Origin of the sequence: Litchfieldia alkalitelluris (assembly GCF_002019645.1) — a bacterium.
GTDB classification, from domain to species: Bacteria; Bacillota; Bacilli; order Bacillales; family Bacillaceae_L; genus Litchfieldia; species Litchfieldia alkalitelluris.
On record NZ_KV917374.1, the window covers coordinates 4,961,828 to 4,977,613 of the forward strand.

General features: G+C 38.3%; 9 protein-coding genes. 3 read left to right on the forward strand and 6 right to left on the reverse strand.

The window, feature by feature from the left end:
- Window positions 1–48: 48 nt before the first annotated feature.
- The 3 genes from katG to BK579_RS23265 all read left to right on the forward strand — a co-directional run bounded on the left by katG (window position 49) and on the right by BK579_RS23265 (window position 3,964).
- On the forward strand, window positions 49–2,268 hold the full coding sequence (gene katG / locus BK579_RS23255; RefSeq protein ID WP_078549670.1) for a catalase/peroxidase HPI: 2,220 nt from the start codon (window positions 49–51) through the stop codon (window positions 2,266–2,268).
- 293 nt (window positions 2,269–2,561) lie between these two features.
- Window positions 2,562–3,014, forward strand: coding sequence for a hypothetical protein (locus BK579_RS23260; RefSeq protein ID WP_078549672.1), 453 nt, complete (start codon window positions 2,562–2,564; stop codon window positions 3,012–3,014).
- Between the two features lie 566 nt (window positions 3,015–3,580).
- The gene (locus tag BK579_RS23265) at window positions 3,581–3,964 is read left to right on the forward strand and encodes a hypothetical protein (protein ID WP_078549674.1); all 384 of its coding nucleotides are present in this window, start codon (window positions 3,581–3,583) and stop codon (window positions 3,962–3,964) included.
- 297 nt (window positions 3,965–4,261) lie between these two features.
- Here the strand turns inward: BK579_RS23265 and BK579_RS23270 are convergent, their stop codons facing one another.
- From BK579_RS23270 to BK579_RS23295, 6 genes are all read right to left on the reverse strand, one after another.
- On the reverse strand, window positions 4,262–4,708 hold the full coding sequence (locus tag BK579_RS23270) for a hypothetical protein (protein ID WP_078549676.1): 447 nt from the start codon (window positions 4,706–4,708) through the stop codon (window positions 4,262–4,264).
- A complete protein-coding gene (locus BK579_RS23275; RefSeq protein ID WP_078549678.1) occupies window positions 4,696–7,797 on the reverse strand; it encodes a beta-glucosidase in 3,102 nt (1,033 codons plus the stop codon). Before BK579_RS23275 ends, BK579_RS23270 begins: the two co-directional genes overlap by 13 nt.
- A gap of 93 nt (window positions 7,798–7,890) precedes the next feature.
- On the reverse strand, window positions 7,891–9,495 hold the full coding sequence (locus BK579_RS23280) for an MFS transporter (RefSeq protein WP_078549680.1): 1,605 nt from the start codon (window positions 9,493–9,495) through the stop codon (window positions 7,891–7,893).
- On the reverse strand, window positions 9,485–12,052 hold the full coding sequence (locus BK579_RS23285; protein ID WP_078549682.1) for an alpha-L-rhamnosidase: 2,568 nt from the start codon (window positions 12,050–12,052) through the stop codon (window positions 9,485–9,487). Before BK579_RS23285 ends, BK579_RS23280 begins: the two co-directional genes overlap by 11 nt.
- Entirely contained in the window at window positions 12,046–14,424 is a 2,379-nt protein-coding gene (locus BK579_RS23290) for a glycoside hydrolase family 2 TIM barrel-domain containing protein (RefSeq protein ID WP_078549684.1), read from the reverse strand. The genes BK579_RS23285 and BK579_RS23290 overlap by 7 nt, the downstream gene beginning before the upstream one ends.
- A gap of 554 nt (window positions 14,425–14,978) precedes the next feature.
- On the reverse strand, window positions 14,979–15,674 hold the full coding sequence (locus tag BK579_RS23295; RefSeq protein WP_407936260.1) for a DNA-binding response regulator: 696 nt from the start codon (window positions 15,672–15,674) through the stop codon (window positions 14,979–14,981).
- Window positions 15,675–15,786: the final 112 nt, after the last annotated feature.

The following is a 15,786-nucleotide window of genomic DNA, read 5'->3' on the forward strand; positions in this document are numbered from 1 at the left end:
ATATAATTATATAAACTATTAAACTCACTTAAAAGGAGAGATAGAAATATGGATACAAAAGACAATGCTAACGTTTCAGGTTGCCCGTTTCACGGTGGTTCAACTACTAGTAGCAAATCAGGTGGTACGACAAATAAAGACTGGTGGCCTAATGCCCTAAACTTAAATATCCTTCACCAACATGACCGAAAAACGAACCCTATGGGAGAAGACTTTGATTATACAGAGGAATTTAAAAAGTTAGACTATGCTGCACTTAAGCAAGATCTTAAAAACCTAATGACAGACAGCCAAGATTGGTGGCCTGCTGACTATGGTCATTATGGTCCATTCTTCATTCGTATGTCTTGGCATGCTGCTGGTACATACCGTACAGGTGATGGCCGCGGTGGTGGTGGAACAGGAAATCAACGTTTTGCTCCACTTAATAGCTGGCCTGACAACGGTAACCTTGATAAAGCACGCAGACTTCTATGGCCGATTAAACAAAAATATGGAAACAAGATCTCTTGGGCGGACTTACTTGTACTAACAGGTAATGTTGCACTTGAAGATATGGGATTTAAAACTGCAGGTTTTGGAGCTGGACGCGCAGACATTTGGCATCCGGAAGAAGACATCTATTGGGGTAATGAGAAAGAATGGTTAGATGATAAGCGTTACTCAGGTGAACGTGAGCTTGAGAATCCTCTTGCAGCTGTTCAGATGGGACTAATCTATGTAAACCCTGAAGGTCCAAATGGTAAACCAGATCCAATTGCAGCAGCTAAGGACATTCGTGACACTTTTGGACGTATGGGAATGAACGATGAAGAAACAGTTGCACTAATCGCTGGTGGTCATACGTTCGGTAAAGCACATGGTGCAGGAGATGCTGCACTTGTAGGACCTGATCCAGAGGCAGCTCCGATCGAATCACAAGGCTTCGGTTGGCACAACTCATATGGTAGCGGCAAAGGTCGTGACACAATCACTAGTGGTCTAGAAGGTTCATGGACAGCTAATCCAATAAAGTGGGATAATGGTTTCTTTGATCTATTATTTGGTTATGAGTGGTGGTTAACTAAGAGTCCTGCAGGAGCATATCAGTGGATGGCTGTAGATCCTGATGAAAAGGATCTTGCACCAGATGCAGAAGATGCAACTAAAAAAGTTCCGACAGTAATGTTTACAACTGATTTAGCATTACGACATGATCCAGTATATGAAAAAATTTCTCGTCGTTTCCATCAGAATCCAGACGAGTTCGCAGATGCATTTGCTCGTGCATGGTTCAAGTTATTACACCGCGACATGGGTCCAAAAGTAAGATATTTAGGTCCAGAAGTTCCAGAAGAAGATTTCATTTGGCAAGACCCTGTACCAGCAGGCAATTATGAATTAACAGATGCTGATGTTGCTGAGCTTAAAGCAAAAATCTTAGACTCAGGACTTACAGTTAGCAAGCTAGTAGAAACTGCCTGGGCTTCTGCTAGTACCTACCGTGGCTCAGATCACCGTGGTGGTGCAAATGGTTCACGTATCCGTCTTGCTCCACAAAAGGACTGGGAAGTGAATCAACCGGAACAACTATCACAAGTTCTTCATGTACTAGAAGGTATTCAAAAGGATTTTGAAAAGCCAGTAAGCATTGCTGATTTGATTGTACTTGGTGGTAGTGCCGCAATCGAAAAAGCTGCACAAGATGCAGGCTTTGACGTAACAGTTCCTTTTGCTCCTGGACGTGGTGATGCAACACAAGAGCAAACAGATGTAGAAAACTTTGAAGTACTAGAGCCTGTAGCTGATGGTTTCCGCAACTACCAAAAGAAACAATATAGTGTAAGTCCAGAAGAGCTTCTAATTGATAAGGCTCAGTTATTAAACCTTACTGCACCAGAAATGACTGCTCTTATTGGTGGTCTACGTGTACTTGGTACAAACCATAGTGGTACCGCACATGGCGTATTCACTGACCGTGTAGGTCAACTAACAAACGACTTTTTTGTGAACTTGCTTGATATGGGAATAAAATGGATTCCTGTTAGAGCAAACCTTTACGAAGGTCGTGACCGCTTATCAGGTGAGGTAAAGCGTACAGCAACTAGAGTGGACTTAGTATTTGGTTCAAACTCTGTTCTACGTGCTCTTGCAGAAGTTTATGCTCAAGACGATAACAAAGAAAAGTTTGTTCGTGACTTCATCGCTGCTTGGGTGAAAGTAATGAACTCTGATCGCTTTGATCTTAAAGCGTATGACGTTAAACAAGCTGAATTAACAGGTAAATAAGTTTTAAGAAAAAACCGCCGTTGGCGGTTTTTTTACTTAATTTCACCTTAATTGTGAACGATTCCTTACAGACTAGTAGATTAAGAACATGCCACTTTTTTGTTATTTGTATCCCCCAAAAAGCATCCCTTTTAATATCCTTTGGATAAGCTATAACTACTTTATTTTGATATTATATATAACTTCTCCCCTCTTCAAATAACAGTGTTTTGACCATTTTTTTATAAAAGCAAGATAAAAAACTAAACCTTTGGGGACACTTAGATTGATTAAAAAATAGAGGAGGCAAAAATGTGAAACGAATTTTATTTGTGTTTTGTACATTGGTCATGGTTGGATTGTTACTCGGAGGATGTCAGGCGGATAAAGAAAATAGCAGTAGCGACATTGAAACGCCTGATGCTGTAGAAACGATGAATCAGCAAGCAGAAAATAGTGACACCACGGAACTAGTAAAAGGATTAGAGACTGTATTACTCACAGTTAACAAGTTAAACGAAACTACAAAAAGCTCTCCAAGTGATGTGAAGCAAATTAATGAATTTGGAAAGGCACTTGAAGAGAATTGGGATAAAATTGAAAAAACGGTTGAAAAGCTTGATAAGGAATCGTACATAGCCATTGAAAAAAGCCTTTATCCTTTAATTGCTGAAGCAAAAAAACCATCACCTGCTACAGATAAAATTAAAACATTAGCGGAGGATACTACTAAAAAATTAGAGAAATACAAGGAAAAGATATCATAATAATAACTTTTGCCCCCGGTATAATTAAACTCAAACTATACCGGGGACTTGACTATAATTTTTTTAGACTCACTCTAAACTCTCTTTCCCTCTCTTGCCACAGCAAGTTCCCACACGTAGAAATTCGTTATGAAATATAGAAAATAAAACAATAAACATAGTTAATAAGTAGACCTTGTCCTTCTTTTCATATTTAATAGCTTCCTATTATATTTATTCTACAGGTACTTCACCTCAAGCCAAGATTTCCCACACTGTAGGATATAGCTAAATAGATCTTGTCAAATACTCACAAAAAGATAACGTTCATGTTTAAGAAAGGCAAATAGTGAAAATAATAACTAATAGAAACTCTACTAAAAGATATGTTCATCTTAGGCATACCTAAAAAAACGAAAGAAAATCGAAACTATTATTGATGCGATTCGTCTAAATAGTATAGGAAAATTACCAAACTTCCCCTTAGAGTCATAGAATAACTTATTACCTAATATACATCTTGTAATCTCTCATAAAATAAAATCCATTTTATTCACCACTCAAGTAAAAAGATAGGAGGATTCACAATGCAAATAGAACCAGCTAAAATACTTCAGCCACTGTCTAAATTCAAATTTAAGCCCAAAATAACATTTAAATTATACGAAAAAGAAGAGTTACAATTCTATTTCTCTAACTTCCGACTTAACTGTTATCTACTATTATTATTCTCTCCCGTTGGGTTAGGACTATCAGCTTACTTATTCTTAGCTTCTTTTACGATGGCAACCATTGGTTTAGGAATTGGATTATTTTTAGTCGGGTTGCTTCTATTATTGCCTTGGACTCTCGTCCCATTACTATATCTTTTTACAACCTTTCCGCAAAAAACTTGGCAGAGGAAAGTTTCTTGGGGCTATGCTTGCGTCTTGGTCATAGCATTAGCATATTGGGTTTATTATTTTAGTTAATTCATAGGAATTTAACCGGTCCTCTCCCTGCTATACTAAAATTCAGCGCAATGGAGGACAGGCCTTTCCAAAAGTGTATACATAGTTAAAATCGCTATCGATTATATTACAGTTAGACTTCTTCTGTCTCACTTTCCACATTTGGCTAGTATGTTATCATATTCACTTTGTCAAATCATTTACATACTTTAGAAAAATATAAAAAGCTGACTCAAAAAAGTCGTTTATCAACGACCTTTTGAGTCAGCTTATTTTTCACCAGATTTTTAATAGAGTATGAAAAACATTAGAGTTAAGTTAAGCTTTTTTTCCTACACTGAAGAATGAAGCAATGATAGATAGTATCCAAGTGATCAAAAAGATCACAATAAGCATAATCGCTTGTTCCCCTGCATCAAAAGCCGCTTCATTCCCCATTTCAAGGTTTGAGCCAAAAATATAACCAAACGACTCAACACGCATACTGATAAAACTAACACCTGCCCAGATAATAAGGACAGTAGAAGCTACTCTACTAATATCTACAATCACTCGTGACGCTTTTGAATCAACTATTTGCGGCAAGATTATTGCAAATAGCATAGCAAGTAAAGCACCGACTAATATAAAGATCACATCCATACGCATATCTTCATAATAAGGTTTATTCACATTGGAAATATAAAGGCTTAACGAGACAATCGTCATCACTGCAACGACTATATATGCAATAAAACCTAACTTTTGCTTCTTTAAGAAATCCATTCTGCTTCCCCCTTCTTCCTAGGTTTTCCAATAGCTAATAGATATAGTGCAAAACTTAGTAATGCAAGTCCAATACCACCATAAATACCAGCTTTCATCGCTGTTTCCCACCAAGGAGTTACTTTAATCGTTTGTACGTTTTGCGCTGCACTTTGTGCATATGCATATAGCTGATATTTCATGTTTTGTCTTGCTTTTTCTATGAATGCTTCATCTTTTGAGACAAGATCGGTCGTCAAGTATGGCCACGATTCTGTCACTTGTTCCATTTTTTCATTTGAACCAAAGTCCGCCATCATTGTTACACCCGCATTAATTATTGACTCTGGACGGAAGTAACCCATGTTATTTACCATATCTGTTGATAACAAACCATTAAAGCCCCATTCGTCACGTAGGATATTTTGAAGAAGACCAACTGAATTATTCCCGTTTGTTGCACCAATTCGACTGAATGTAACCATAGCTCCTAATGCACCTGCATCTTCAAATGAGCCTTGGAATGCACGAAGATCACCTTCACGCGCTTTTTGCTCTGTCATATATGGAGCAACACCACTACGCTGTGTTTCTTGATCATTAAATGCAAAGTGTTTAGGACCAATAATTACACCGTAATCTAGTGCCCCTTTCACTGTCGCTGCTGCCATATAGTTTGAAAGCATTGGATCTTCTGAATAATACTCATGGTTACGACCATTATATGGCGTTCTATGAATGTTTGGCGCTACAGCCCAAACAAGGTAATTTCCACTCCAAAGACCATCATTACCTATTAATTTGCCCCATTCATACGCAAGCTCTTTATTAAATGTACTTCCAATGAGTGTAGCATTTGCCATAGTACCCATGACATAATCAGCATTTTCATCACTTTCATTTAGACCGCGACCATTTAATGCACCACCAAAGCCATTTGGTCCATCGTTTTGGTAAATAAGTGGTGAATTAACTTCATCGATCACGTCACTTGTACTACCACCCTTAGCGATACTTGGTATTAAAGTATCTATTGGTATTTGATTAACAAGTTGATCCCAACGAATATCATTAATATCATCGACACCAGCCATATCGTTAAACTTCAAATCATCCTGAATACCGTTCACATTAGGTTCGCCGTTTTCTGTAAACTGATAGTTTTCATTCGTTAAATTTTTAACCCATTCATCTAGCTTTTCACCATCAATCGTTAAATCATCATAAGTTCGTGGGAATGTTCCTTCCCAGTCAGTTCTTGTGAGATATGTCGCATAGTCTGGTTTGTAGTAGTTGATATCAGCATCTTCTAATTGATTAACAATTGCTGTGCCATTTTCTGAGGAAGCAAATGTCTCCTCATCAACTGTACCTTCATCTCCGATTGCTTCAACAATAACCGTTTGCTCTTCACTAGTTACGTCGTATCCTTGTGTAGCAAGCACATTATTAACCGCTGAGTGTGCACCATTACCTAAAGCAAAGTAATAATCGCCACCATCAAGAATGTAACCACCTTGACCATCTTTCGCTGTTGAATCCCAACTTGTCATGTATTTCATGTCAACTGTGATCGTCACAGTTTCAGATTCACCTGGTTCTAAGTTTTTAGTTTTTTCAAAGCCTAATAAATCAATTGCTGCTTTTTCGATATTATTTTCTTTGTTATAGTCTGTGTATGGTTTTTGCACATACAGTTGTGCAACATGTTTCCCGCTTACATTTCCTGTATTTTCAATTGTTGCTTTTGCAGTTATCGTTTGCTCATCTAAATTAACTTCAAGATCTGTAAGCTCTTGACTAAATGTTGTATACGATAAACCATAACCAAAGTCATAGGTTACTTCATTATTATACTCCCATGAAGAAGCTCCATCTAAAGCACCCACAGCACTATCTGCGTTACCTTGATCTACAACCGTATCGTAATAACGTGTTTCATAGTATTTATAACCTGTATAGATACCTTCTGCTTGAATTAAATAGTGATCTGCTGCTAATGAAGCATCACCACCGAAACTTCCTAAAGGTGATGTAGCAGGTAATTCACCCATTAATGAGTCAGAAGCTTTGATTGGGCTTAAATCATTTAATTCAATCTTACCGAAATTTTGCATTGCTGGTGAATTTGCTGTGTCTACTGCATATGTGTCTGTTAGACGACCAGATGGACTTACCTCACCCTTTAACACATCGGCAATTCCCAAGAAGCCATAGTTGCCTGGAAAACCAACATATAAAATTGAATCTACATCATTATCTGTTTTTAACTCTTCAATTTCCATTGTGGAAGCACTATTAATCATCACAATAACTGTATCAAAATTAGTTTTTGCTAATTCAAGCACCGCTCGTTCATTATTTGAAAGTCCAAGTGGTGTATCAGTTCCATACTTTTCAGAATCGATTCCCTTTTCACCCGGATAATAATCATTACCTTCAGAACCAGGACGAGAAAAGACGACAATTGCTGCATCATTATATTCATTAAAACTCTCGGTGTATTCATCAGATGCACCTGCACCATTATTTTCAGGTGACGCTGTATATACATCAAGGGCTGGTTCAGACGGTTCATATGGAATCGAGAAGTTAGCTGGTCTAAAACCAAAAACTGGAATCGTTCTTCCGAATCGTTCAAATTCACCTGTTTGTATTTCACCAAGAGATTGATAGATATCTAGCATTGTTGGATTCACATCAAAACCTTTTTCCTCAAGAGACTGTACAAGGTTTTTTTGTGATGCACCCGTAATTGTACTTCCCATCGTACCACCTAAGAAAGGATAGGCACTACCCATTCCAAAAAGTGTTACTTTAGGATTATCACTTGTTAACGGAAGCGCTTTACTTTCGTTTTTAAGTAAAACAACTCCTTCTTCACCCATTCTTTCCCCAAGGTCAACGTGCGCTTCAATTAATTCAGCTGTTGTCTTATAATCAGACTTGAATTTTTCATCATTAACGGTCTCTGTACTTGTAGTACCAAGCGCTAGGTCAATAATTGGTCGCCATTGTTCTGCGACTCCAGTTAAGCCAATTAGTGCAACTGAAAGCGATAGTGATAATGCTGTTAATCCACGCCACAATCGGATAGATCTCTTCTTCATTTCCCTCTCTCCTTTAATACTATTTATTGATATTAACCCATCCCAGCTAGACGCACAATAGATGCATCTGCTGAGAAGTGTTAAATAATCACGTTATTTATTTTTAGACTTTGATGCGTTTTTCTTTTCTCTTAAGACCTTGGCTTCTCTTTCGGCCTCTTCTTCTTCAAGTCTTAAGCGCTCCTCTGGTTCTATCCATTCACCACCTGAAGATAATACACGTTCTTTTTGGAAGGCTACGATTTTCTTCTGGTCTTCCTCAACATGCTTTTCTACTTTTAGGAAAAACATCAAGAGAACAATCCCGGCATAACAAATTAATTCAAATCCCAAAAAGGCGAATGCTAACACACTTTGTACGCTCCCGCTTTGAACAGTTGCCGTTGGATCATAGCCACTTGCAGTTAGTAACGCATTAATGATTCCACTTCCTAACCCCATTAAACCAACCATGATCGAACCGTATACTGACATCGTAAATCCATCGCTTCGAAAACCATTTTTAGCTTCCAAATGATCTAAAACATCGGATAATAAAGCAAGGGTGACATACATCGCAGGTACCGCACCTATCCCTTTTAAAACGAGACCTGCTGATACAATGATGAGATTGTTTACATCTATAAAACTTACTAAACCACCTATAACAGAGATAACCATTCCATATAGAACAGCATTTCTTTTACCAAGTTTGTTTGCAATTGGCCAAGCAACCAACATTCCAATAGCGATTGGTACACCACCAATTAAACCTAACATCCCCATGGCAAATCCTGCAGATGCCTCATCGGTTACGCTATCAAACATCCAGCGAGAGTAATAACTCATAGAGCCATTTTTAACAAGCCCACCAAACTGAAAAAGTAAGAAATAAGCAATAATTAGCCACCAATAGGGACTAGATACACAGCCTTGAATTTGCTTTTTCATTGAAATTTTGTCTTCTGTTATCGCTAACTTTACATTTTCTTCAGTAATACGTTCACGAGTGAAAAAGTACTCTAGTAATATAGCGAAGAAAGTGATAATACATAAAGCAACCATCATGATGCGCCAATTGTTATAACTTGCAACTCGATCAATTACACCATTTTGTGAAACAAATAAGTAACCTTGTAAGAAAATGGGAACTAATATACTACCACCAATACCAATCGCTGCAACACCTGAGGCATTTGAGAATGTTGCTAGTTTCCCACGATCATTACTATTCCGTGTTGATAAAGCCACCATCGAACTATGTGCTGTATAAAAGAACGGAAAAGCAATTGCATAGTAAAGGTTATATGATATACCTATCCACACCATTTGAACCATTGGACTTAATGTTGTTGGTGTTAAGAACAAGAACGCAATGGCAATAACGAGAAGTGGTGCTGAAATTAATAGATAAGGACGCGCTTTACCTTGTGAGGTTCGCGTTCTATCAATCAAACGACCTACAAACAAGTTTCCAAGAATAACAAAGATTACAGAAACGATTGGGATGACAGCTGAAAAGATCCCAAAACGACTTGCGTCCGTCCAGCCGATCACATCCGAGTAATACCGATTTAAATATGCACCGAATATCGCATTTGATAAAAGTGCTAAAAAGGGACCTAGAAAGTACCCAATTAGTAACTCTCTTGATTTAACCTTCGCAGATGTAACTTTTGTTTTTGCTAGTGCTGACTCAAAGAATAAATTAGATTGCATGTTCTTTTTCCTCTCGACCTTCTTGGAACTGATAATGGCCACTACCTAATACATGTGTTTTGTCATTCGGTAATGTAAGATAACATGTCGTTCCTACGGGTACATGTATGTCGATAGTAAATACGTCATTTTTCAGGGTCCAGTGGCTTTTAACCTGACCATATGCGGTTTCAACTTCTGCTTTTGCATAAGTCAATCCCCCACCTAAAATCGGTTCAATCTTAAATGATTTATAACCACCTTCAATTGGTTCAATACCGGCGATCCGACGATACATGAAGTCACCGACCGCACCATTTGCGAAGTGGTTGAACGAAACCATTCCGTTCGTTCCATCATCAGCTCCAGTATTACTCGTTCCGTCTTCTCTTAACGCATCCCAACGCTCCCAAATGGTTGTAGCTCCTGCTTTAATTTGGAATAACCAAGATGGACGAGTATCAGTGAGAAGCATTTTATAAGCCTCATCAATGTAACCGTTATCTGCTAAAGCAAAAAGTACATACGGTGTGCCAGGAAATCCTGTTCCAATATGATAATTATTTTCTTTAATCATTCGAGCTAAGTGAGAGGCAGTTTTCGCTGCATCGCCTCGATTCAGCATTTTATAATGGAGTGGTAAAACATAGGCAGTCTGGAATTCTTTTTTCACACGACAGTCTTTATCCATTAATAGTGATCGATATGCATCTGAAGCTTCTTCACTTAGTTTTTTATAATACTTAGCATCCTCTGGTTGATCCAATATTTCAGCGATTTGAGAAAGTAAGTTAGATGTGTTTGCAAGACTTGCAGTTGCTGTCCATTTACCGCGGCCCATCCACGTCCATAAACCAGCTTCAGGGGCAACCCAGTCACCATAATGGTGTAATAAACGCCAAACTCGACGATGTTTACCGACTGAGAAAAGCTCCGCCCAAAACTTACACGCTTTCACATATCTTTTCATCGTAGGATAAAGTTGCTTTAATAAACCAACATCTCCACGGCTCAGGTATTCTGCCCAAGGAACTAAAATACAAGCATCACCCCAGTGATCAACTGCCATCGGAATCATAATCTCCCATTGAAACGGCACTCTAACTAATGGAACTGTAACCGGAATTCCTCCACCGCGATTCTGTTCTTTCTGCACATCTAGTAGCCATTTGTCATAGAAGCGGCGTGTGTTAAAATTGAACGACGCTGTTGATGCAAATAAAGCAATATCTCCTGTCCAACCCATTCGCTCATCTCTTTGGGGACAATCTGTGGGTATATCTACAAAATTTGATTTTGCTCCCCACTTTATATTGTTTTGTAATTGATTAAGCATGGTATTTGAGCATTCAAAATGACCTGTTTCATCTACATTTGAATAAATCGCTCTTGCCGTTAACTCAATATCTTCTGGATGACCTCCTTCTACACCAACATATCTAAAGCCCATATAAGTCATTGTTGGTGAATAGGTTTGTTGCCCGTCTTTACAAATGTATACGAGCTCTTGCTTTGCTGAGCGAAGTGGCTCTGTAAACAATTCACCTTCCATTAAAACTTCAGCATGTTTCATTGTAATTTTTTGGCCTTTTTTTCCTTTAATCTTCGCTGAAATCACACCAGCAAAGTTTTGGCCAAAATCATAGATCCACATTCCTGATTCTGCTTTATTGCAACTAACTGGTTTAAACTCTTCTTTAGCCCGAACAGGTAATCCATATTGAGCTAGTAACTCTGGGTTTATTTTTACTTTTTCAATACTTGCTTTTTCCCATTGACTTTCATCCATGTTCACCGTTGCATCATAAATTTCACCATTATAAAACTCAGCTTCTTTGATGTGACCGTCCATAGTAACTGAAAATGACTCATCTGAAGTCATGATTTCTTTTGTTCCGTCTTCATACTCCATATGCAGCTCACATAATAGTGCTTGGCGCTTTGCATATACTCGGTTTCGTCTAGCATAAGTAAAAGCACCTACCGCCCAACCACCGGCCACTGTAAAAAGAAGTTCATTCGATCGCTTCAGCTGTTCTGTCACATCATAGGTTTGATACTGTAACTGATGTTTGTAAGAAGTAAAACCTGGTGCAAAGTAGTCAGCACCGATTTTCTCTCCATTTAATTTTGCTTCATAAATCCCTAATGCCGTTGAGTAAAGACGTGCCTTCACTACTTTTTTTCGACATGAGAATTGACGTTTAAAATGCATCGGTTTCGGTGATGTTTTTTTCTCAGTAAAATGATAGCTTCCGTTTGTAATCCATTTTGCTTTAAACGGTGTATCTAGACGTCCTGTTTCAAAGCTCAAAGAAGCGGTTGCTTTTTCACCATGATTGTCTGTCACTTCCAGTATTACCTTATATACTGTGAACGGTTCTAAATCAGGTCCGTTATACTCAATCCCAATTTGAGTATTTACATTGCGCTGCCAATTGCCAATTGTTAATGTTGCTTCTTTTAACGCTACATTTTGTTGATCGCTTTCCAACGCAAATGAAAATACTGGTTGCTTTTGATCCGTCACGCAGTCCACGGTCATATCATTTACGGTAAAACGCTTGATTGTTAACATAGGCTCTCCTTTCTTATCGGGATGTTTATTTCTACTGTTCTCTCATTATTATCTATTGCTTTTATCGTAATTGATGAATCAACCTTGTCATCCGCTTGAACAATGGCCATTGCTTCGCCATAGTAAGTGTTTGTTTCTGTATTTGTATAACCGTCTGGATTATACGGACAAGCATGCCCAAGCCCGAGTAATTTACCGCCTGTTAGCTCGATACGTACTTTGTTTTTCTCCATTGGCTTTAAGATTTTTTCTTTGTCTGTATAGGCAATACGAATATAACTTAAGCCGCCTTGTTGGACTGTTTCTTCTTCTGGTTCCAAGGTTAAATACGTAGGCTCTGCTGCTGTTTTCAATGTGTGTCGGCCAATTTCATGACCTGATTCATCATATGAAATTGCCGTAATCGTTCCCTTTTGATAAGGTGTTTCAATAAAAGTCCGACAACCTTTAGAGATTTTTTTCTTTGCAACAATCTTATCGTTCACTAATAAGGTAACAGATGCAGCGCGAGCATATACTTCTACCTTCGCCTTCATACCCTCACAGCCAGGCCACGTCCAAGACGGCATTGCGTCAGTCATTTTCCAAGCTGAAGGTGAGTGCTTTCCTGTCTGATAAACAGGTTTTACAGCGATCAAAGGACCCTTTGTCTTTTCAAGTGCCACTTTCGTAAATAACGCTTCTCCGATTTCTCTTCCCGTTATATCAATTCGGCCACTACCTGCTGTCATCCAAGCTGCTTGATTGTTTTTATCTGGAGCATAGTCTTCGTACACCCATGCACCAATACCAACCTCTCCTAAGTAATCGATTCCCGCCCAAACAAAATCCCCAATAATACGCGGGTTTTCTTTTGCAAGCTCCAAAAACTCATAAGCATCTTTACAAAATGTTTCTGTGCCAAGAATCAATCGATTAGGATATTTTTTCAGATCTTTTTTATAGCGTAAAATCCCATAATTATAACCCGCTATATCCATATTTGCGAAAGCATCGCGTGTTTTCACATCACTTCCATGGAGTGTAGCACCAATTTTCATCGTTTTATCGCCTAATAGACCAGCCAATTTATTATAAAATTCACTACCAACAGCTTTCTTGTTGTTACTCTTCTTTGCTTTTTCATCGGTATAAACACCAAAGCCTAAGGAACTTAAATAATTAAAAAAGATATTAACACCGCAAGTCACCGGTCTTGTTGGATCAAGTTTGTGTAAAAACTCTGTCATTTCACCAGTAATCTTAATACCACGTTCTTGAGCTGTTTCTGATACTTCATTTCCAGTTGAATAAAGGATAACACTAGGATGGTTGTAGTCTTTATTGACCATATCTTCTAAGTCAGCTCTCCACCAGTCACTAAAGTAATCAGCATAGTCATAACGTGTTTTATGGATATACCACATATCCACATATTCATCCATTACTAGCATACCTAACTCATCGCAAGCGTCTAACATCGCTTTTGAACAGGGATTATGTGCTGAGCGAATGGCGTTATAGCCAACATTTTGAAGTATCTTTACCTTCCTCTTTTCCGCGTCATCATATGCAGCAGCACCTAAGAGGCCATTATCATGATGAATACACGCACCTTTTAAAATCACTCGTTCACCATTAATCTCTAAACCTCTATCTACTCCCCACTGTATCGTCCGAATGCCAAAGGTTGTTTCATATTGGTGATCTTCGAACTCAACTTGGCAAGTATATAAGTTTGGTGCATCTGGCGACCATAACTTTACATCAGGCACATCTATTTCTAGAGTGATAGCACCTTCTGTTTTTGCAGTTTTTGTTACCACAACTTGTTGTTGATGCTTAATGTCAACCTGCACTTCACCAGATGTATTTGTATCAATCATAACCTCGATTTTTGCAGGAGAAATATTTAATGTTTTTACTTTAATTCCATTTAGTTTGACATGCTTGTTTGGTAAAACGTACATGTGTACAGGTCTATAAATTCCCGATCCTGAGTACCATCTGCTGTTAGGTTGATCTCCGTTATGAGCAATGACTTCAATCGTATTATCTGAATCATAGTTTAAAAGCTTAGTAGCATCGACGTAAAAATTAGTGTAACCATACGGCCGGTACATCGCTTTTTCACCATTGATATATACTTCAGCGTTACGGTAAACGCCTTCAAATTCAAACACAATATATTTATTTTCATATTCCTGTGGAATAAAGAATGTTTTCTTGTAAACATAGTCCCCGCCCATATGCCAGCTAACATGACCAGCACCTTCACTTTGATCGGTTCTTGGTTCTAGGCGCATCGCGTCATGTGGCAGTGTTACTTCTGTTTCTGGGTTTTGACCAACTTTTCCATAATACCAACCATGATTAAAGTCAATTTGTTTCATGTTATTCCCCACCTTTTAGTTACTCATTGGCGACTTTTTCTTAATTCGAATTATAACGCTTTCATTTTTTATTGAACGGATTTTTCATGAATGGTCTATTTTTTTGCATGAATGGTTTTATTTAAGGTAAGCGTCACCATTTTGACCAGAGCTCCACAGTATGCAAATGTATGATCGTAGCATTTGTTTATTTATATAGGTGATGGTCGTGACGGAAGGGCGCTTTCATCCTATTGGGTCTGTAATACAAACAAAAAGAGAACCTCAGATAAGAGGTTCTACCAAGACTAAGTTGTGCGGTTTAATGGTGTTTTTTGCTGAAATGACAATTGAATTGAATTGGTGTGATGGATTTTTTATTAGCGATAAATAATAAGGGGAGAATTTTCCGTTAAATGAAGATTAGCACTCGTTTTGGGGTAAATAAGGGAAGTTTTTCCCTCTATACAAGTAAAATTACCAATTTCCTTGTTTTATGAGTAAAATAAGAGAAATTTTTCCCTCTATATGCACCGTTTTCGATGAAATTTATTAATTAAGAGAAATTTTTCCCTCTATCGACTGATTAGATCATAGTGCCTAACCTGTTCCCCTATCCGATAAGAGCGAACTCTCACTGTCCCAGATGCGGGAATTAACAGCTTTTTATCGACTAGTTGAGAAAGCACTTTTCTAACCGTCTTGTTACTTAGCTTCAAATACTTCTCGAATTCTACAGGGGTTATGGCTTCAACGCTTCGAATCGCTAGCCGAAGTACTTCCTTTTCAACTAAGGACAAAGTGGTCTGGTCCAGTTCATCCCCTAGCCATCGGCCAATCACTTGCTGAATAACTTGTTGGCATTGACGAGGCTTCTCGTTAACTTGGTCATAAGAAAAGCGGATCACTGTCCATCCGTCAATCACTAACTGGTTTTGACGTTCCAGGCTGTCTGAAAATTGCCATCGGCTTATGTTCTGTAAGTGAGGGCCGTACCCGTCAATCTCGAGGCAAATCTGCATAGTCGGCCGAATATAAGCAAAGTCCAAGTACCTTTTGCCATCCTTGAAATCATTGACCTCATATTCTGGATGCAGATATCGAAAATGGTGAAATAATGGCCACCACACTTGCTTCAAAAACAACATTTCAGCATGTTTGTGACCTTCCTTTAAGCGCCGCAACCGTTCACCGGTTCTTGTCTTTAAATGATTATTCATAAATGTCTGATATTCTTTTTCAAATCCCATAGCATTCCTCTTCCTATCCAATGGTTATGTTTTTTGTGGTGGAAACCTTAAATTTGAACTTCGGAAAGATTTTAAAGATAATGAGTGTTAAAATGCGAGTGAAAAAAAGAAGTTTAATGTGGTCTCAACTGGG